The following is an 18,252-nucleotide window of genomic DNA, read 5'->3' as shown; positions in this document are numbered from 1 at the left end:
TAAAATGGGACGACTAATTCTTAATACCACAACGGATATTCTTCAGATTCCAGTTGGTGCAAAGATTACTCTTTTAGATGGCCGCACTTGTGTCGTCGATGAAAATATCGGTGATGGACAGTGGCTGTCCTGTACATTCGACGACGAAGAAAGCGAACTGGTTCACAGCCAGGATATCGCAGAAGTCGAAGTCGACGGTTAAACGAGAAAATAAAGGGAATTTATCATGCTTAGAATGAGCTTTATGCCCTCTGACTTTCACCCGATTGTTCTAATCCTAGGAAGTCGTGTTGAACTCATGGCTGTAGCAGACATTCTTAAAACATTCGCCAAGGATGGCGTTTCCAAAAGTTTGAGAGAAGAGAATATTTTTTCTACCGATACCGAAGTGTTTCTGGTTGAACATAAAGATCAAGACGGTCGAAAACCGGGAGCTTGGCTGGTCGATAAAGACACTTACAAGGTTGAGTGGCGTCTGACAAAAGATGACGCGCTTCACTTTTCTAAAGAAGTAGAAGAATTTTCTAACAGCGAAGAACTTGCTAATTCATTAACGCTCGAATGCGAAGTATTGGATGAAGTAAGAGTAAAGGTCTCGTTCGGTGAATGGGAAGATCACTATCTCACTAACGATCTCAGATAGGTGTCGAGAATAAAATTATGAAGCCATCTACTATAATTATTGGTGCCGGACAGGCAGCTGCATCTGCGGCGCTAAAACTGAGAAAAAATGACTATGAGGGTGACATCACAATAGTCGGAGATGAGAGTTACTTCCCCTATCAACGACCTCCTCTTTCGAAGAAATTTCTAAAGCAAGAGATTACCGAAAACGAGCTGTACTTGAGACCTGATGATTTCTACGCTCAGAAAAACATCGCCATCTTAGCCAATACATCTGTTACCGCGATTGATAGAACATCCAAAACCGTGTTCACATCAAGTCAGGATACTCTCCGATACAATGACCTCATAATCGCAACTGGTTCAAGACCCAGAAAACTGCCTGATAGTGTCGCTCATAGCTTTGAGAACATTTTCTATTTAAGAACACTCGACGATACCAAAAGTCTGGGTTCGAAATTGGGCAGCGCGTCTCGCATGTTAATTGTCGGTGGTGGCTATATCGGTCTCGAAATGGCTGCCGTTGCTAGGGAACTTGGGATGGAGGTTACTGTTCTTGAAATGTCAGAAAGGATTCTACAACGTGTAGCGTCACCTACGACATCTGATTACTTTAGAAACTTACACACTAATCGCGGCGTCAAAATCATCGAAGGAGTAGGTCTAAAAGACCTAACTGGTAGCAACCAGAATGCCGAACAAGCAATGCTCTCAGATGGTAGCAGCATTAAAATTGACATCGTCGTCGTTGGTATTGGTGTTATCCCGAATGACGACCTTGCAACTGACTGCGATCTCAAGACGGAGAACGGATTTTTGGTCGACCGCAGATGCCGCACAAACGACCCATCTATCTACGCTGTCGGAGATTGCTGTGTTTACTCATACCACGGCACTAAAACTCGAATTGAATCGGTACCAAATGCGATCGTTCAGGGAGAGTTAGCTGCCGATTCTATATGTAACAAAGCAAATCTCGGCTATTCGGCAATTCCTTGGTTTTGGTCCGATCAATATGAAACAAAGCTACAGATTGCAGGGTTAAACATTGGATATGACCACACCGTAGTCCGTAATGAGGAAACAACGAATAGCTTATCAATATGGTACTTCAAAGAAGGCAACTTGATATCAGTCGATGCCATCAACAATGCGAAAGCATTTATGGTAGGCAAAAAATTGATCGAGTTAGAGCTATCTCCTCCAGAAGACGCTCTGATAGATAATACCGCCGCGCTAGCCACGCTTATCCCTAAGAAGTAATCCTCTGGAAGGTTCTATCGGGCCTTCCAGATTTTTTTACACAGATACATTATGAATAAACATTCGACACCTTTTGAAGCGCTCGGCGAAGAAAAAATCAGAGACCTAGCCTCAAATTTTTACGACATCATGAATGATTTACCATCAGCAAGCTCTATCCGAGCTATGCATGCAAAAGACTTATCCGGAATAAAAGCGATGCTCGCCGAGTTCCTCATCACATGGATGGGAGGACCCAACTACTTTTTAGAACGTCGTGGTAGCCTATGCCTTACCGACTCACATTCAAAGTATAAAATCTCCGAACACGATCGAGACCAATGGATGCTGTGTATGGATATGGCCTTGGACTCAATTGAATGTGATATCGACACCAAAGAGATGCTGAAACAACCTTTTTTCCAAATTGCTGACATGCTAACTAATACTTAAGTCATCCAGTGTAATTGATTAGAGATTTAGGGTGCGCATGAAGTACGCAGGATGTGTGCAACAAGTGCGCAGCAACTATGCAAAGAGTGTGCAGTTTTTGGTATGCACAACTGCACACTTCGCATCTAACAAATTATAGAGATGCCTATGTTTTGCGCACCTAGTTTTGCTGCAATGGCTGGAGACTACTTACCTTTTCAGCCAACAAGTTCAGAGCTACCTTTCGCTCATCTAAATAATCATGTTTGTTATAAACACCTTCTACCCCCTTCAGCTTATGATTGAGACACCGCTCAGCCACATATCCTGGTGTACCCTGCTGGGCCAGGAGCGTACGGCAAGTTCTTCGCAAATCATGAACTGCAAAGTGTTCCATATCCCCCATCAGATTAGGTGGTTGTTTTTTCTTACCAGCCTCATGACCAAATAACTTAGAAATCGCTCTATTTAAGGTATCGGCTCCCATGTGAGGCCTAGTGCTAGTTCGTCGGCTTGGAAACACATAGCCTGAACCAAACGCTCTTACTTTTAACTCTTCTAGCCATACAAGAACCTGTGGAGCTAGTGGAATATCAAAACCAACATTAGTTTTACTTCTAGACGCAGGCAACTTCCATAAACCTTCCTCCAAAGAGAACTCTTCCCACTTAGCTTCGCAAAGTTCTGATTTACGAACCCCTGTTGATACTAATAGCAGACACGCCAAATAATTTTCGCGACTAAAACTTTTACTATTTGCTTTTGCCACTGAGAAGAATTGCTTTAATTCGCCTTCACTTAGGGCTCTCTCTCGACTCTTTTCCAAGCCACCTGCATCTCTAAATGTGAAAGCTGACGCTGGATTCAATCCCATCAAATCAAGCTTGATTGCGTGATTAAATAGTTGCTTACAATATCCCAATGCATCATTTGCTATCGCCATTCTTCCCGTTTTCTTAATCGCTTCGATAATATTTCGGATGTCACGTGCTGATAGCTGATCTAGTTTGAATTCGCCGATATGTGGCGCTATGTCTTTTGTATAAATTCTCTTTGGAATCTGCGGATGCTTAAGCCTACTCTCAAGAGTCGGGTACCAGTCATTAAAGAGATCATTTACTGTTTTAATGCTTTCTTGCTTTGAGCGCTGCTTTGCCAAAAGCGGATCCATACCTTCACGATTCTGCTTCTGCTTAGCTGCAGCTTCGAATCTGGCATCCTTTAGAGACAAGTCTGCGTACTGACCCAAAGTCATCTCTTTACGTCTCTTGTTAGAGGTATAACGAAGCATCCAATATGGCGTACCTGATCTTGGTATAACAAAGTAAAGACCACCTCCATCAGGATGTTTTCCTATTTCATTTTTACCAACTAGAGACTGGATCTCTTTAACCGTTAACTTCTCACTCATATCCAACCATCCACTGCAGCCGACCAATTAAAATCAATAATACCCACCACTTTTAAATGAGTAAATCACTAAATACCCACCACTTTACCCACCAATTAGACCAGGATTTTAAAAGATTTCACAAGACATTACAGGATTACGAGCAACAAAAAACCCAGTAAATACTGGGCTTATTGGACAGTCCGAGATATTTATGGAATTTACTCTATATTCTGGATCTGCTCCCGCATCTGCTCAATCAACACCTTCAACTCAACCGAGCAGGCGGTAGTGCTGGTTACTATCGACTTAGATCCGAGCGTGTTGGCTTCACGGTTGAGCTCTTGCATTAGAAAGTCGAGGCGACGGCCCACGGGACCCTTCTGTTTGAGTGCCCGCCTGACCTCATTCACGTGAGTTTCGAGACGATCAAGCTCTTCAGCCACATCCGCTTTCTGCGCCAGCATTACAACTTCCTGCTCCAAGCGCTCGGGATCAAGGTCCACACCGAGCTGCTCGACACGCTGACGCAAATTACCACGCTGCGCCTGCAGGATTTCTGGCATCAAGCGACGAACCTCGGCCACGATTTGATCAATGGCGTCTAGGCGCTGTTCAATGAGCTTCGCAAGCTCTACCCCTTCACGTTTGCGCGCTTCGATAAATTGCTCCAGCGTCTCATCCAACAGTGCCGCAGCGGCACTGAGCACCGCATCAGTATCGATGCCGGCACTCTTTTGCACGCCCGGATAGTGCAGCAGCGCCAGCGGATCCACAGGCGCGAGATCGCTAGAGTGAGACCTTATCTGTTCCAGCGCTTTAATCAGCGCAGCGACTCGGTGCGAATCAACCTCAATCGCTGAGGCACCTGACTCGGCATGGAAGCGCAACGCACACTCAACCTTGCCGCGGCTCAATTTCGAGCGCAGCTTGTCACGCACAACCGGCTCGATATCTCGCAGAGCCTCATGAATCTTTAACTGTGGTTCAAGATAACGATGATTCACCGCGCGCAGCTCCCAACTCAGGTTTCCCCAGGAATAAGTCGCCTCTTTGCGCGCAAATGCGGTCATACTCTGTGTCATAAACGGGCAATCTCTATTAAAATTCGGTTATCCACTCACTATAACAGCCGTTCACTATCCGCTCTATCGGGCGACTAGCCTTTTGAACGCGCAGGAAGGTACCTCAATGAGTTCTACGCTGTCAGATCAACTAAAAAATCTCGGCCTCGATGCCATGCGCCCAAGCGGTCGCGAACCAGACCAGATGCGTGAAATCCGCATTACGCGCAATTACACCAAGCATGCCGAAGGTTCCGTACTGGTTGAGTTTGGTGATACCAAAGTACTCTGCACTGCATCAGTCGAGCGCGGCGTCCCACGTTTCCTACGCGGCTCTGGCCAGGGTTGGGTTACCGCCGAATACGGTATGCTGCCACGCGCTACGAATACACGTACAGCACGCGAAGCTTCACGCGGTAAGCAGGGTGGACGCACTCTGGAGATTCAGCGTCTGATCGGACGCTCACTGCGTGCCGCTATGGACCTGAACAAACTCGGCGAGAATACTATCACCATCGACTGTGATGTTATTCAAGCTGACGGCGGCACGCGTACCGCATCGATCTCTGGCGCCTATGTTGCGCTGTGCGATGCGATCGCTTTCCTGAAGAAGGACAAAAACGGTGCGATGAAGGGCAACCCTTTGAAACACCAGATCGCTGCCATCTCAGTAGGTATTTACAAAGAGCAGGCCGTCCTCGACCTCGATTACGCTGAGGACTCCTCTGCCGAAACAGACATGAACGTTGTGATGACTGAAAAAGGCGGCTTTGTTGAAGTACAGGGTACCGCTGAAGGCGAACCGTACAGCGAAGAGGAGCTCAATGCGATGTTGGCTCTGGCGCGTAAAGGGATAGCTGAAATCACAGCTGCGCAGACTGCAGCTCTCGAAAGCTGAGCATCGCAGGTTATCGGCCTGCCAGATCAAGACCTGACCTGCTCAACACAACCAACCCGTGAGTAGGTCGTCTCTTGAGGCGAGATCCAGAACCGAAAAGGTCGGCATTAAGCCGACCTTCTTCATTTAACTTGTCGGCAGATGCCTAGAAATCGATCGCGTAGTCGATGATTAGAGGGGCGTGGTCAGAGAAACGCTCACCTTTGTAGATTGAGGCTGAGCGGACGGTTTTACGCAGGTTGGCCGTGGAGATCTGATAGTCCAGACGTGCGCCCTCGTTTAGAGTCCAAGCGCGGTTGTAGTCAGGCCACCAAGTAAACTGTTTCTCGGCTTTGTTGGCCTCGCGGAAACAGTCCACGAATCCCATTTCGCCGAACACTTCTTCGATCCACTCACGCTCTTCAGCTAAAAATCCCGACACCTTTTGATTCACATACCAGTTGCTTAGATCCACCGGTTTGTGGGCAATATTAACCGTACCGGCAAAGATAAACTCGCGACGCTTACGCAGGGTTTTGGATAGGTGACCGTGAAAGTGCTCAAGGTAATCCATCTTGCGCGCTTGTGCCTCTTCGCTCTTCAAACCCGATGGGATAGTGAATGAGCTGATGCTAACGCGGTCGAAGTCCGCTTGAATGAAACGCCCCTCGGTATCGCACGCCTCAAAGCCTAGACCGGTCATGATCGCTTTAGGTACTTGGCGCGTGTAGATTGCGACACCTGAGTAACCATCATCCCAAGCTTCGAAGAAGTAAGCATGATAACCCTCTGGGTGATAACGTTCGTCGTCAAGCTGGTATTCACGCGCCTTAAGGTTCTGAATACAGACGACATCAGCATCTTGTTTAACCATCCAGTCAAAGAAGCCGCGATCGGCAGCCTGGACGATTCCCTGAGCGTTAAAGCTAATCACACGCATTGAAATGGTGTACTCCGTTCTAAGCGTTATTAAGGAGAGCAAACATTGTAGCCTTGATACGGTCTTATTTACAGAACTTCAAGGCTGAGAAATTTGGGCGCTTTGATTGAATTCAGGTATCCTTAGCGCCTCTCTAAATACGCAATTTCCGAGGTTTCAGAGTCATGCAGTCATACCAGCGCGAATTCATTCAGTTTGCAATCGAGAAGGGCGTGCTGCGCTTCGGCGAATTCACTCTTAAATCTGGTCGCACCAGCCCCTACTTCTTCAATGCAGGTCTGTTCAACACCGGCGAGGCGATCGCCAAACTCGGGCGTTTTTACGCAGCTGCGATTGAAGCTTCGGGTATCGACTACGACATCATGCTTGGCCCAGCCTACAAAGGTATTCCACTGGCAACCACTACTGTAGTGGCACTTGCCAATGACTTCGGCAGGGATGTGCCATACGTCTTCAACCGCAAAGAGAAGAAAGACCACGGCGAAGGAGGCAACCTGGTAGGTGCTCCTCTAGAGGGTCGTGTTCTAATCATCGATGATGTGATCACTGCGGGCACAGCGATTCGCGAAGTGATGGTGATTATTGAAGAGGCCGGCGCCATCCCCGCCGCAACGGTTATCGCACTTAACCGAATGGAGCGAGGCAAGGGCGAGCTCTCTGCCATTCAGGAAGTTGAGCGCGACTATGGCATGCAAGTAGCCAGCATAATCTCGTTGGATGACCTGATCGAATATCTAGAAGAGCTCGGCGATCACACCACAGAACTAGAGGCGATCAAAGCCTACCGCGCCGAATACGGCATCAGCGTCTGATTTCTAACGCAATTTTCTGCACAGCGGTTGACTTAATTTCTCTCAAAGGTTTTAATGCCGCCGCCTGATGCCTCGATAGCTCAGTTGGTAGAGCAGAGGATTGAAAATCCTCGTGTCGGTGGTTCGATTCCGCCTCGAGGCACCAATATTAAAGGCTTGCAGAGATTGCGGGCCTTTTTTATTTTTCCCTTGCGGGACTTTTGCGGGACCTACCCCACTAGCCTCAACCTTCTCATCACGACTAAATCTGGCTTGTCGCTCTTAGAGCAGACCTTATTTGCTGCTTCAATCAGTGACGTTAACTCAGCAGCCGAATAATGCGTTGTTATCCGACCAGAGCGATGACCCAAGAGATCCTGCCGATCCTCAAAGCTAACACCAGCTGCTCTCAATCGTCTGCCAAAAGTATGTTTTAGGTCGTGGACCCTCACCATCTCAAGATCAACTGACTTTCGAGCACGTAGCCAAGCCCCATTAAGCATGCGTTGTACCGGTCTATCTTGGTATGGAAACACATAGGTGTTACTCAAACCTCGCTGTTCCTCTACAACACTCTTAGCTACGTCGTTCAAAACGATGAGACGTTCATCTCCGTTCTTAACGTGTTCGCTGGGGATAATAAATACTGAGGTTTTAAGTTGAGGCACCTGAACTTCCCAATCCCATCGGAGATTACAAACTTCAGCGTCTCGACAACCCGTATTCACTGTAAACAGAGCCATTTGCTTAAGGTGTTTTGGTAACGCCTCAAACAACTTCTCCTGCTCATCCCAGCTAAGTGGATAAGGCTGGCGCTTATCAACATCTGGCAACAACTTAATTCTAGGTGCTGTCAGAAGCCAACTCAGGCCATACTCATCTACCCATTCGTGTGCCGCAAGGTTGAGTATACGGCGCACAACTTTTAAGCCGTGGTTTATGGTGCCAGCGGCAGCACCCTCTGCTCGCCTGTGGTCAATCCACGGCTGCAAAGATCCTAGATTCAGGCGGCTGATTGATGTATCGCCAATCCACGGCATAAGCTGTTTCAAACGACTAATGTCATTCTTCAGGCTCCGCTTATGAGTGTTTTCCAACACATACTTAGCCGCAGCTTGCTCAAATGACCGCTCAGGTCTTACACCGTATATTTCCGCCTGGCGAGCTTCTTCGATCACTCGCGCTAGGAGTTTTTCGGCCTCTACAAGTTGATCTGTGCCAGTGCTGCGGCAAATGCGCCGCCCTGAGATTTGCTTGTCGATGTGCCAGACACCGGCTCTTTTGATGAGTCCGGGTATTTTCTTACGTCCCATATGGCCTCTCCTTTCGGTTGACCAGGACGCCCGTTGCGAGCCTTATATTGCTCCGCCCAAGCGTCTAGTTCAAGCCTGTCGAACGCGACTCCTTGCACCCCCATCTTTATTTCAGTTACATAAGGCCGTACTTCAGCACTAAACCTATTGCGATCCATACCCAAGTAAAACGGAGCATCACGCAACCTAATCAATCGGGGTAGGAGTATTTGTTCAGCAGACATCTGAGCACTCCAACACTGTTACAACAGGGCTTTTACCTCGGCCTTGCTCTACAGATATCAACTTCGCATTTGAAAGTTGTTTCAGTGCTCTTCTTTTAGAATATCGATTGACCCCAAACTCGCTCAGCAATTTGTTCGACACCTGGACAGAATTCGTATTCTTTACTCCAGTTAAAAACCAAATTGCTATAGCTACATGAAGGGCCTGACCAGACTGCTGACCAGCTTTCATGAGCCATTCCAGGGGTATCGGACCCCTCAGAAAACGGCCTGTGATTCGCTTCCTAGAAGCCTTATCAACAACCACTTCATTTTTGGTGGAAGTAGATGCAGGACGGAGGCCATTAGGTAAAGCAATCTGTTTAGGATCAATCGACATAGCACTACCCTCAGCCTAAGGTGTCAGCTGCTAGCCCAATAATGGTCTCCCACAAATGAGCACCTCTGTCGTCGGAATAGCGTTCGGGGTATTTCACGACATCCACATCAGAGCTCAAGCGGAATCCACTCAAGATATAGTCACTAACATCTGCCATGATGACTTGTGCCTTGCTTATGACTTCATCTAATTCATCGAGTGGTGCTTCAATAAGAACCGCATCATGGATGGGGGCGCATACCTTGATACCCTCATCAAGCATGACGCTAATTGCCATCCGTAGCATTTCAGCCCCGTTTGCTTGCATGGGGAAGTTCCTCAAGAAACGAGGGTTGGGGTTTGTACCAACATTGATCTTCCAACCAAAGACTGTGTATAGCTGATTACGGAGCATAGCTCGATCTACAGCTGCGTCTGACCAGGCCCAAAACTCTCTGTAGGTTTCTCGGTGAAGTCGGAGTAGCTCTCTTGCCCTGACAACTGGTTGATTAATGCGAGCTGCTAACGACTCGGCCCCCATACCATACTGAACCGCTAAGACACATGCCTTAAACTGATCACGTTCTGACTTGTGACTATGCTTAGTGGCACTTTCTGGAACAGCGCCAGCTTGTTTAGCAAACGCAAGGTAGGGATCGCCAGACTTGTAGGCTGCTTTCATCTTCTTATCACCAGAGAGTGCAGCAGCAATACCGAACTCCTGCTGTGACCAATCAATGTAAGCAATACCGTAGCCCTCTTTGGGCTTGATAAGGCTTCTCAACCACACTGAGGGGCCAAAGATGAATCGAGAGTTACTGGGTTGATTGCGGCCTGTTCGAGCACTGAAAGGTGAAAGCAGGCAACGATTTCTTCCATCAGCCCCAACAGGCAAATCAGACAGCCGCATCTTAGAAAGCAGGTATCTCAGCTCACGCAGTGGAGACACTTCAGGGTACGACTTGGCCATATCCCTGAACGTGTCATCACTCAGGTCCAATTTACCAGTAGGTAAGCGGGGCCAAGGTATTTCATGATCAATCAGGAACTGAGCAAATCGATCTTGTTTAAATGTCCGCCCCTCATAGATACCTGTTTCACCTGCAATTTGTTCGATGAGAGCATCTTGAATAGAGTCCCAAGAGCCTTTGAGAAGGTCGAGGGACACTGTATCTATGGGCACTCCATTGAACTCCATGCGCGCTACAGACTTCATATACGAGCCTCGTATGAATGCATACGGGAGCTCTAGATCAGACTCCATTGCTGGATATAGTCGTTTAAGTGCCTGAACGTCGGATTCGCAATAGGAAAGAATTTGCCGGCGCTCGAATTCACTCCAGGGCCCACCACTTAAAATCAGCTCGCGCATAGAATCCTTCTCAGCACCCTCTAATGCATCCAAACCATAATATGCCAACGCACCTATCAAACCCCGCCCACAGGGCGTATCTAAGCCGTTGGTGAGGTTTCTGAACTCGACATACAAGTCAACCACCCTTTCTGGCATGTCCCAACCTAGGGCAAGGTGGCAACCCATCTCAGCCGAGGCATAGTAGGCAACAAAAACGGAGTCTTTACCTATATCGTAAGGAGGCTCTTCCATCTGTATGAGCTCATCCTGCCAGTAGCGAACCGTTCGCCCAGATAGGTACTCATGGGCAACGAGGCAAACCACCTCAGGATTGTTACCATCGATTGCTATGAACTCAAAATCAACAAACCAGATAGATTTGATTGGCGTCATGAGCTTGCTCATAGCTCACCTCCTAGCAAGTCACGAATAACAACATGATCAGTCGATTCGATGTACTTACCTTTGAAGGCAATTTTTAAGATCTCCTCAAATGAAAGATCTGGCCATTCTGGCTCTGGGATATCACCTAACGCAGTAAAAGTATCGTATGCGCCCAGTGACATATTCGCCGATACACGCACCCAGGAATCCTGGGCTATCTGAGCGGCATCGCGAGCAGATTCGTTCCAGCTGTTAGTGCGACCCTCTGCATTTGGGAGACCGATGGGCCAGAGGGCAAGAACTCCCTGCCTGTTAATGTATGTGATTAAGGATTTTGCCACCCATTCAGATGGGAGCTCGGATAAAAGATCTGGTGCGAGAAGATAAATTTCACGCTCCTCTTTTAATTCGATAACTGCAGTATCAACGCGATACTCTTGGCTTGGGTGAACCCTAACAAAGTCCTGTTTGCCCGGCTTTCGGACAGGGATGGTTGTTAGGTGTTTCTTCACACCAGTATTTTCTCTAAAGTTTTGAGAAAGGCGAAGGTTTGAAGGGTTAAAAGCATTTTCATTTTTCATGTTCAGATCCCAAATAATTACTGGAACCTAAACTATTTCATTTTCAATTCTGACGAAAAAACACAATACAAGTATTTCGTTTACACAATACAAGTATTATGTATTCAGCAAACGATTAAATGGCTACTTGGTAAAAACTTTGAATAGTCGCTTATCATTATTTAGTTTCGATATTTGGTTATAAACAGCCCTATACTTATCTTCTGTCTTATAAAACAAACACTTTTCATTTTTATCAAACTCTATAACTTCATCTAAAAACATACCTGCTGCTTCAGCCATAGAAGCTGGTCTTCTCTCATTAATAAGCTTCTGCAATAGCTCCCTAATAGGCTCGTATGATTTCCCCTTGCCCTTACCGCCAGATTCCCCCATATACTGATTACCTCGCGCCAGCATTTTTTGAACAGCTTTAATTTCATTGAGATGCTGTTTTTTATGCATAAATGGACCGTCTTCAAGGAGTGTTAACTGGGTGTAACACTTATTAACCATGGAGGACAAACTCAAAAACTCCAACTTAAACTTATGTACAGGCCTTTTAGATGCGACCTCAGCACCCAACAAAATCAACGCAGCATAAACTTTTTCATGACCTATCTTATTGAATGCTTCACCCAATAATAAAGAATCACCATTACTATCTTGGATAATCACAATGGCATCTATAATGTCGACTATTTCAACGTTCAGCTCACCCCAAAAGTTACTATCTACGATCAATTGATCCATCGAATATTCACGAACAATTGGAAGCAACCTAGGTGTATTTTCCGCAACCCATTCCAATAATCCAGCCCATACAACGCTCTGAATAGACTTAACATCCTCCTCAGTGAGACCATGGCTTAATGCAATTTGTTGAGCTGCAAATGTTGGTATGGCAAATGCAGAATTTAAGAAATCCCCATGTAAATAGTCGCCTGGAAAACTGGTACCCATAGATCCACCCTATAATTATTAAAGATATACATAAATATATTGCACAGGAGGGCATATATGCACGGGTTATGTTGCATTGGTGCACAGGTATGTATTGCGGGGGTATTACGATAGGAGTGCGTTGATTAGCTCATTAAGTTCACGCATCTCGGCATCAAATACGCCAGCTTTCCGAGCATTCATTCGGGAAACACGTTTACCTTGCTCTGTCCTAGGCCCTGTCGACTTCAACCAAGGCTTCGATTTCCTGATCCGCTCTGCTTGCTTTGCCCGAGCTTCGTCTGTCCATCTCATGGATATCACCAGTGTTTAGTTCGTTTTCGAGATTTTTTTCTGAAAAGTTGATCTGCTGATTGGTAGCCACATTGGCATTCTCAGCACGGATAAAGCTCACATTGGCTTTAGGGTGGGTTAGTTCACTGATCGTACTAGCTGTTCGACGTGAGTGGTTCTGAACTTTCAGCGCCATATCCATGATCGCCAGCATTCGTTCAGGGTTGTTTTGAGCGACAGCTAGCCGGGTAGTACGGGTAAAAAGCACATCAAGCAGGTGAAGTTGCGATGTTAGCTTATCGACAAGATTACCATTGTCTCCAGACTTAACACTCTCAGCCAAGGAGCGAGCTTCTGAGACGAATTTCGAAACATCTACAGTAGATCCGTCACCCGTTTTAAAAAGCTCCTCAGCAAGCTCTGCTGATATATATTCACTACCAGCGCCAGCTAGAATTTCGGACTCTAATGTGGATGGTTTCTTCAATTTAGGCATAGGGTGCACCTCAATTTAGAACACCCTAATTTTACCATACTCTACAAAAGAACCAGCCGCTAAAAGCATGTGAATGATGTCTTATAATTGCCCTTTCCCGCCGTTCGATTCAGAACAATCAATGTAACTTGAACGGCTAAAGTTGATCCAATTCCCGCCGTTCAGCCGTCTAAATCACTTGGGAGCCGATACTTAAAACGGATGTGAGGCAATCAGTAGAGAAATTTTAGAAACGCGATGGTATTGAAAAAACACCTGTCACCAGCTAGTGAGAGGCCAGTTGTTCATATATTTTCGGGTCATCTTTTATTGACGCGAGAACTTTTGCAGCCAGTCCTGTTGGATTGCGACGTCGACCTTCCCAACTCTTCACAGTATCAATACTGGTGCCGAGGGCCTGCGCAAACTCTGCCTGAGACACATTGAGTTCTGCACGTATAGCCTTTACATCAGCTATATCAAAGCGAGTAAGGCGTGATGCGTCTTTCCGACCATTTTTAATGTCTATAGCTTCTTCTAGGGAAGCTTTTAAATCTTCAGCAATGCTCATTGTAATCACTCCTCTTTCAACTGCTTCACAAGCGACTTCAAAGCGGCCTTGTCAGCAGAGCTTAAAGTCTCTTTCGTAGATTTCGGATAGGCTAACACGAGGTAAATCACTTCCTCCGTAGCTACAAAGTAAATAATACGGGAGCCGCCGCTTTTCCCCTTTCCACCGGTAGCGAGCCGAATCTTCCTCAGGCCGCCGGTTCCTACGATCAGTGCGCCAGTTGTTGGATTTGCAATCAGCTCCGTCTGCAACTCTCTCAGCTCATCATCAGTAGCTAACTCTTTAATCTGACGAGTAAATATACTCGTTTCAATAAACTCTATCGCTTTAGTCAAACGCGGACCTCCTGCCGGTGTACATTGTACTCTTTTCATCCGCGATGACAAAGACACGCTCAAGCATCAATCTGTTCCGACAACTCAAGAGCATCATCGACATCTATGCCCAGATAACGCACTGTGCTTTCAAGTTTGGTGTGGCCTAGTAATAATTGAACCGCACGAATGTTCTTGGTTTTCTTATAAATCAAAGAGGCCTTGGTGCGTCGCATACTATGCGTTCCATATTCGGCAGAATCCAACCCAATGCTCTCAACCCAACCCTTCACAATCCTGGCATACTGTCGCGTTGATAGGTGTTGTGAAGCGTGCAACCGGCTTTGAAAGATAAAGTCACTTCCTCTGAGCTTGGCTTCCGTGATCCAGGCCTTCAAAGCGTCTCGTGTTTTTTCTGTTATTTCGAAACGAACAGGTTGCTTGGTTTTTTGCTGAACTACCATCGTGCGGCAAAGTATCGTATTGCCATGCATGACATCATGCACTTGGAGTTTTACCAAATCACAGGCACGCAACTTACTATCAATCGCTAGATCAAATAGAGCCAAGTCTCGAATCGCCTTGGCGAGCTCCAGACGTACGCGGATAGCCCAGATCTCCTTTAACTTCAATGGACGCTTTTGTCCCAGAATACGGCCCTTGTTCCAAGAGCCATCATGTTGAACGGAATATCTCATCTTTCACCTCCAATGTTTATTGGAGATTGAAGACTAGGTCATGTTCGCAACTCAGCCAGAGAAGCAGGTTCGGGTGCTGATTTAGATCAAGATAACCCTCAAAAGCAGACTATCAAATCACACGATTTGGAGGCTTTTGAACGACTCCAATGAGCGATAAATAGACCTTCAGTATTGGATGGTCTACTTCCAACCTACCTGAAACCTCGATCGGTAACTTTCAACCGTATGCTAATTTAAGCCTCACTGTTAAAAATATTACATACCTAATAATTACCAAAAGAGTCCACTTCATGTGGTAGAATCGTTACTCAAAAATAGTAAATTTATCAGATAGTAACGCTGTCAAAATTTTTCACGCGTACTCCATTGAGTAGCCTTAATAAATTTACACAGTGGCAATATCAGAGAGAGAGAGAGAGAGTTATAATAGTGTACAATTTAGATAATACAGCGTTACAGATTGCGATTGCAGCGAATGTAAGTGCAGCTCTTACTGAAGATGTTGCGAGTGGGGACATCAACGCATTACTTATCCCAGAGTCTCAAACGGCTGTTGCAAAAATTATTACACGGCAAGATGCTGTGCTATGCGGAACAGCTTGGGTGATCGAGACCTTCCGCCAAATTGATCCTTCGATCGAACTACGCTGGCACTTTAACGATGGTGATAGCCTCAAAGCTGATGATCTTATTGTAGAGGTTACTGGACCCGCCCGCTCACTCCTCACAGGTGAAAGAACGGCACTTAATTTTCTTCAACTCATGTCAGCTGTTGCAACGCGAACTCAATACTTTGTTAGTAAAGTTCGTGGCAACCAAATGGAACTCATCGACACACGGAAAACGATACCTGGGCTAAGACTGGCTCAAAAATATGCTGTCACTTGTGGTGGCGGACAGAATCATAGAATGGGTCTGTACGATGCATTCTTGATAAAAGAAAATCATATCGCAGCTTGCGGTGGTATCGATAAAGCTGTTCAGGCCGCACGAGTTCTAGCGCCAAATAAGCTAATCGAAGTTGAAACTGAAACTCTTGAGGAGCTAGAGCAGGCGCTCCAATCCGGTGCAGATATCATTATGCTGGATAATTTCTCATTAGAAGATACCAAGAAAGCGGTAGAACTGAGCCGTGGTAAGGCGAAAATCGAAGCCTCTGGCGGTATAAATGACGATACGCTAATAGACATCGCACAAGCTGGCGTTGACTATGTATCAATGGGTACGCTTACCAAAGATGTTACAGCCGTCGATTTATCGATGCGGCTATACATGGAAGCATAGTAAGGGCCTAAGATCACAGATCGTGTTAGTTAACTTTGTTATACCAACACGATCGGATTAACCCTGATGCTTAAAGCACCAGTAAACCAAGAGCTTTCAAAGCCAAGTTTACAGGTTCGATATTATGAGAAATCTCAGGAAACAAGAACATGTCTGTAGAGAAATTAAATACTGTTCCAGAGCTAAAATACGAGAGGATGGCACACATCGTTCGAGAGCTCTCTAAGCAGTACTTTAATTCATTGGAACGGCGACTACTGCCCTACGGCGTAAACCATGGATTTTGGGGATATTTACGTGAGCTGTGGAACGAGGAAGGAATCTCCCAAAAGACCTTAAGTGAACGAGTGGGGCTTACTGGACCCACAACGAACTCCGTTGTTAAACGCATGTTAGCGGCAGGCCTCGTTGAACTTCGTCCTATCATTGAAGGAAAGCCAAGACAGGTCGTTTATTTAACTGAATATGGAAAGAGCCTTAAGGACACCCTTGAACCTCTAGCAAAAGAGGTCAATGACGTCGCTCAAAGCGGCATGAGCCCTGAGGAAATTGCAATCGTTCGCAAATATTTATTGAACATGCATTCCAACCTTGTGAAAGACAATACCTAATTTGTGATGACTGCTAAGGCAGAAAATAGCCGGTAGCGAGATAGCAGAAAGCAAAACCCCAGCACAAGACTTTGCTCATACTGGGGCATTTGGCACTTCTAAGAAACCTTAAAGGAAGCCAACCTCTTTAGTGTTTATTCCGCCACTACGTTTTCTTTCCAAAGTTCACGCCAATCCGATTCTTTTGGCACAACACCCTGGAACGAAGCGATCGAAGACTGAATAATTTCAGGACTAGCACCAATCGCAGGCTCGCCATCAGCAACTTTTTGAGCAGCCTCAACCATTGTGCGACGGAATTCCACAATCGCCAAGTCAGAAGAACCAAGAATATCATCGGTACGGTTAACAATCTTACCCATCGATACCCACATCGCGATGTCTTGGTTTGGAATACCCGCGATACCAGTAAAATCACCTTCCTTCATTTTTACACGATCCTGACGGAAACGGTTTTCCATATTACCGACCGTGGCCCAAGTGATTGGATCAACATCTACTCCCGGTACCGCACGAGCAAACTCACGCCAAGCAGTCGTATCTGGCGTAGTTTCAGGGTTACCCCAGGCAATAAAGTGGAAGTTACAGTTTTCATTGTCGATCGGAACGATGACTGCTGCGACGTTGTATGAAGTGTTAGGCGGAATCAGCGCGTAGTAAGGTGCGACATACTGAGTGATACGAATGTAGTCGTGGGTTGCAGCATTCGCGATAGGACGACGAATCGCAGCGTAATGGAATCCATAATCAGTTTTCGCAGACTGCATACGCGGGGACTTATCAGTTGATGGACGGTACCAACCTTGATCATCCGCAGCCGCACTTTCAACTTTTGCAGGAACCATGTCCGAAGAGTGCAATGATGAAGAATGAGCTGAGTCAATCTGACCTTCTAGAACTTGAGCCCAGTTACATGGTAGGCGAATTTTGAGGATAGAGACTTGCACATCTTCATTAGGTGCAAATGCTGGCTTTTTAAATTCCGGCGCATCACCTTCTCCCAACCAAGCCCAAAGGAAACCACCCCACTCAACTGTTTTATAAGCTTTGTGCTTTACTTTAGAGCACATTGATTTCTCTGCTTCCGGTGGCTCTGAAGCCATTGCTACAGCGTTACCTTCCACATCAAACTTCCAGCCGTGATACAGGCAGCGGATACCACAATCTTCATTACGACCCATCACCAAGGAAGCCAAGCGGTGTGGGCAAAGCTCATCCAACAACCCCACTCGACCTTCAGTATCGCGGAATGCAACATAACGAGAACCTAATGCTTCAACCAGTGCTGGAGTGCCATCGCACTCTTTAACTTCTTCGAGCAAACAAACCGGCGTCCAATGCTGGCGCATAAGCTTACCCATCGGGTCGGTTGGCATAACATGAGTTAACAATTCATTTTCTTGTGGTGTAAGCATTGTGCCTTTCTCCATTTTATTTTATTTCGTATAGCTACAAGCACCCTACGTCACTGCTTGTAAGCCAAATTTGTAACCAAGTTTCTATTTGA

General features: G+C 46.3%; 21 protein-coding genes and 1 tRNA gene. 9 read left to right on the top strand and 13 right to left on the bottom strand.

Features of this window, described 5'->3' with window-relative positions; all coding sequences use genetic code 11:
• Nucleotides 1-4 precede the first annotated feature (4 nt).
• Genes AC1WNR_RS01350 through AC1WNR_RS01335 form a run of 4 tightly spaced genes read left to right on the top strand, consistent with a single transcriptional unit; the run spans nt 5 to nt 2,319 of the window.
• Nucleotides 5-202: a hypothetical protein gene (locus AC1WNR_RS01350; RefSeq protein WP_481642753.1), complete on the top strand. Its 198-nt coding sequence runs from the start codon at nt 5-7 to the stop codon at nt 200-202.
• 24 nt (nt 203-226) lie between these two features.
• Nucleotides 227-643, top strand: coding sequence for a hypothetical protein (locus AC1WNR_RS01345; RefSeq protein WP_481642752.1), 417 nt, complete (start codon nt 227-229; stop codon nt 641-643).
• Nucleotides 644-660: 17 nt separating this feature from the next.
• A complete protein-coding gene (locus AC1WNR_RS01340; RefSeq protein ID WP_481642751.1) occupies nt 661-1,887 on the top strand; it encodes an NAD(P)/FAD-dependent oxidoreductase in 1,227 nt (408 codons plus the stop codon).
• A gap of 51 nt (nt 1,888-1,938) precedes the next feature.
• A complete protein-coding gene (locus AC1WNR_RS01335) occupies nt 1,939-2,319 on the top strand; it encodes a group II truncated hemoglobin (RefSeq protein ID WP_481642750.1) in 381 nt (126 codons plus the stop codon).
• Nucleotides 2,320-2,479: 160 nt separating this feature from the next.
• Here the strand turns inward: AC1WNR_RS01335 and AC1WNR_RS01330 are convergent, their stop codons facing one another.
• Both AC1WNR_RS01330 and AC1WNR_RS01325 read right to left on the bottom strand, forming a co-directional pair.
• Nucleotides 2,480-3,709, bottom strand: coding sequence for a tyrosine-type recombinase/integrase (locus tag AC1WNR_RS01330; RefSeq protein WP_481642749.1), 1,230 nt, complete (start codon nt 3,707-3,709; stop codon nt 2,480-2,482).
• 200 nt (nt 3,710-3,909) lie between these two features.
• Nucleotides 3,910-4,761, bottom strand: a complete 852-nt coding sequence (locus AC1WNR_RS01325) for a YicC/YloC family endoribonuclease (RefSeq protein WP_481645346.1) — start codon at nt 4,759-4,761, stop codon at nt 3,910-3,912.
• A gap of 166 nt (nt 4,762-4,927) precedes the next feature.
• On the opposite strand from AC1WNR_RS01325, the gene rph reads away from it, so the two are divergent.
• Nucleotides 4,928-5,650, top strand: a complete 723-nt coding sequence (gene rph, locus AC1WNR_RS01320; protein WP_481645345.1) for a ribonuclease PH — start codon at nt 4,928-4,930, stop codon at nt 5,648-5,650.
• Nucleotides 5,651-5,795: 145 nt separating this feature from the next.
• Here the strand turns inward: rph and AC1WNR_RS01315 are convergent, their stop codons facing one another.
• Nucleotides 5,796-6,569 carry an exodeoxyribonuclease III gene (locus tag AC1WNR_RS01315; protein WP_481642748.1) on the bottom strand — a complete coding sequence of 258 codons (774 nt, stop codon included), beginning with the start codon at nt 6,567-6,569 and terminating at the stop codon, nt 5,796-5,798.
• Nucleotides 6,570-6,733: 164 nt separating this feature from the next.
• Between AC1WNR_RS01315 and pyrE the strand changes: the two genes are divergently transcribed.
• Complete coding sequence (gene pyrE / locus AC1WNR_RS01310) at nt 6,734-7,381, top strand: orotate phosphoribosyltransferase (RefSeq protein ID WP_481642747.1); 648 nt, start codon at nt 6,734-6,736, stop codon at nt 7,379-7,381.
• Between the two features lie 69 nt (nt 7,382-7,450).
• Nucleotides 7,451-7,526: transfer RNA gene (locus AC1WNR_RS01305), tRNA-Phe, on the top strand.
• A gap of 64 nt (nt 7,527-7,590) precedes the next feature.
• On the opposite strand, the gene AC1WNR_RS01300 is transcribed toward AC1WNR_RS01305, so the two are convergent.
• From AC1WNR_RS01300 to AC1WNR_RS01260, 9 genes are all read right to left on the bottom strand, one after another.
• On the bottom strand, nt 7,591-8,673 hold the full coding sequence (locus tag AC1WNR_RS01300; RefSeq protein ID WP_481642746.1) for a tyrosine-type recombinase/integrase: 1,083 nt from the start codon (nt 8,671-8,673) through the stop codon (nt 7,591-7,593).
• 213 nt (nt 8,674-8,886) lie between these two features.
• The gene (locus AC1WNR_RS01295; RefSeq protein ID WP_481642745.1) at nt 8,887-9,276 is read right to left on the bottom strand and encodes a hypothetical protein; all 390 of its coding nucleotides are present in this window, start codon (nt 9,274-9,276) and stop codon (nt 8,887-8,889) included.
• A gap of 10 nt (nt 9,277-9,286) precedes the next feature.
• Nucleotides 9,287-11,014: a DNA polymerase gene (locus AC1WNR_RS01290; RefSeq protein ID WP_481642744.1), complete on the bottom strand. Its 1,728-nt coding sequence runs from the start codon at nt 11,012-11,014 to the stop codon at nt 9,287-9,289.
• Nucleotides 11,011-11,574: a hypothetical protein gene (locus tag AC1WNR_RS01285; protein ID WP_481642743.1), complete on the bottom strand. Its 564-nt coding sequence runs from the start codon at nt 11,572-11,574 to the stop codon at nt 11,011-11,013. Before AC1WNR_RS01285 ends, AC1WNR_RS01290 begins: the two co-directional genes overlap by 4 nt.
• Nucleotides 11,575-11,697: 123 nt before the next feature.
• Entirely contained in the window at nt 11,698-12,516 is an 819-nt protein-coding gene (locus tag AC1WNR_RS01280; protein ID WP_481642742.1) for a hypothetical protein, read from the bottom strand.
• Between the two features lie 211 nt (nt 12,517-12,727).
• Nucleotides 12,728-13,285, bottom strand: coding sequence for a hypothetical protein (locus AC1WNR_RS01275; protein ID WP_481642741.1), 558 nt, complete (start codon nt 13,283-13,285; stop codon nt 12,728-12,730).
• 265 nt (nt 13,286-13,550) lie between these two features.
• Nucleotides 13,551-13,835: a NadS family protein gene (nadS, locus tag AC1WNR_RS01270; RefSeq protein ID WP_345423113.1), complete on the bottom strand. Its 285-nt coding sequence runs from the start codon at nt 13,833-13,835 to the stop codon at nt 13,551-13,553.
• A 5-nt stretch (nt 13,836-13,840) separates the two neighbouring features.
• On the bottom strand, nt 13,841-14,170 hold the full coding sequence (locus AC1WNR_RS01265) for a type II toxin-antitoxin system RelE/ParE family toxin (RefSeq protein WP_481642740.1): 330 nt from the start codon (nt 14,168-14,170) through the stop codon (nt 13,841-13,843).
• Between the two features lie 59 nt (nt 14,171-14,229).
• The gene (locus AC1WNR_RS01260; RefSeq protein ID WP_345423116.1) at nt 14,230-14,847 is read right to left on the bottom strand and encodes a tyrosine-type recombinase/integrase; all 618 of its coding nucleotides are present in this window, start codon (nt 14,845-14,847) and stop codon (nt 14,230-14,232) included.
• Nucleotides 14,848-15,279: 432 nt separating this feature from the next.
• Here AC1WNR_RS01260 and nadC point away from each other — a divergent pair, with 432 nt between their 5' ends.
• Together nadC and AC1WNR_RS01250 are read left to right on the top strand one after the other, a co-directional pair.
• Nucleotides 15,280-16,134 carry a carboxylating nicotinate-nucleotide diphosphorylase gene (gene nadC, locus AC1WNR_RS01255; protein ID WP_345423119.1) on the top strand — a complete coding sequence of 285 codons (855 nt, stop codon included), beginning with the start codon at nt 15,280-15,282 and terminating at the stop codon, nt 16,132-16,134.
• 149 nt (nt 16,135-16,283) lie between these two features.
• Complete coding sequence (locus AC1WNR_RS01250; RefSeq protein WP_345423122.1) at nt 16,284-16,745, top strand: MarR family winged helix-turn-helix transcriptional regulator; 462 nt, start codon at nt 16,284-16,286, stop codon at nt 16,743-16,745.
• Nucleotides 16,746-16,879: 134 nt separating this feature from the next.
• Here the strand turns inward: AC1WNR_RS01250 and AC1WNR_RS01245 are convergent, their stop codons facing one another.
• A complete protein-coding gene (locus AC1WNR_RS01245) occupies nt 16,880-18,160 on the bottom strand; it encodes a Rieske 2Fe-2S domain-containing protein (RefSeq protein ID WP_345423125.1) in 1,281 nt (426 codons plus the stop codon).
• Between the last annotated feature and the right edge of the window lie 92 nt (nt 18,161-18,252).

The organism is Marinobacterium marisflavi (assembly GCF_982447095.1).
The sequence above is the reverse complement of the archived record's forward strand: the minus strand, read 5'-3'. Positions and strand labels throughout refer to the sequence as shown.

Coding starts and splice junctions, on each gene's coding strand:
- AC1WNR_RS01350 (WP_481642753.1), top strand. CDS start 5: ATGGGACGACTAATTCTTAATACCACAACGGATATTCTTCAGATTCCA.
- AC1WNR_RS01345 (WP_481642752.1), top strand. CDS start 227: ATGCTTAGAATGAGCTTTATGCCCTCTGACTTTCACCCGATTGTTCTA.
- AC1WNR_RS01340 (WP_481642751.1), top strand. CDS start 661: ATGAAGCCATCTACTATAATTATTGGTGCCGGACAGGCAGCTGCATCT.
- AC1WNR_RS01335 (WP_481642750.1), top strand. CDS start 1,939: ATGAATAAACATTCGACACCTTTTGAAGCGCTCGGCGAAGAAAAAATC.
- AC1WNR_RS01330 (WP_481642749.1), bottom strand. CDS start 3,709: ATGAGTGAGAAGTTAACGGTTAAAGAGATCCAGTCTCTAGTTGGTAAA.
- AC1WNR_RS01325 (WP_481645346.1), bottom strand. CDS start 4,761: ATGACCGCATTTGCGCGCAAAGAGGCGACTTATTCCTGGGGAAACCTG.
- rph (WP_481645345.1), top strand. CDS start 4,928: ATGCGCCCAAGCGGTCGCGAACCAGACCAGATGCGTGAAATCCGCATT.
- AC1WNR_RS01315 (WP_481642748.1), bottom strand. CDS start 6,569: ATGCGTGTGATTAGCTTTAACGCTCAGGGAATCGTCCAGGCTGCCGAT.
- pyrE (WP_481642747.1), top strand. CDS start 6,734: ATGCAGTCATACCAGCGCGAATTCATTCAGTTTGCAATCGAGAAGGGC.
- AC1WNR_RS01300 (WP_481642746.1), bottom strand. CDS start 8,673: ATGGGACGTAAGAAAATACCCGGACTCATCAAAAGAGCCGGTGTCTGG.
- AC1WNR_RS01295 (WP_481642745.1), bottom strand. CDS start 9,276: ATGTCGATTGATCCTAAACAGATTGCTTTACCTAATGGCCTCCGTCCT.
- AC1WNR_RS01290 (WP_481642744.1), bottom strand. CDS start 11,014: ATGAGCAAGCTCATGACGCCAATCAAATCTATCTGGTTTGTTGATTTT.
- AC1WNR_RS01285 (WP_481642743.1), bottom strand. CDS start 11,574: ATGAAAAATGAAAATGCTTTTAACCCTTCAAACCTTCGCCTTTCTCAA.
- AC1WNR_RS01280 (WP_481642742.1), bottom strand. CDS start 12,516: ATGGGTACCAGTTTTCCAGGCGACTATTTACATGGGGATTTCTTAAAT.
- AC1WNR_RS01275 (WP_481642741.1), bottom strand. CDS start 13,285: ATGCCTAAATTGAAGAAACCATCCACATTAGAGTCCGAAATTCTAGCT.
- nadS (WP_345423113.1), bottom strand. CDS start 13,835: ATGAGCATTGCTGAAGATTTAAAAGCTTCCCTAGAAGAAGCTATAGAC.
- AC1WNR_RS01260 (WP_345423116.1), bottom strand. CDS start 14,847: ATGAGATATTCCGTTCAACATGATGGCTCTTGGAACAAGGGCCGTATT.
- AC1WNR_RS01250 (WP_345423122.1), top strand. CDS start 16,284: ATGTCTGTAGAGAAATTAAATACTGTTCCAGAGCTAAAATACGAGAGG.
- AC1WNR_RS01245 (WP_345423125.1), bottom strand. CDS start 18,160: ATGCTTACACCACAAGAAAATGAATTGTTAACTCATGTTATGCCAACC.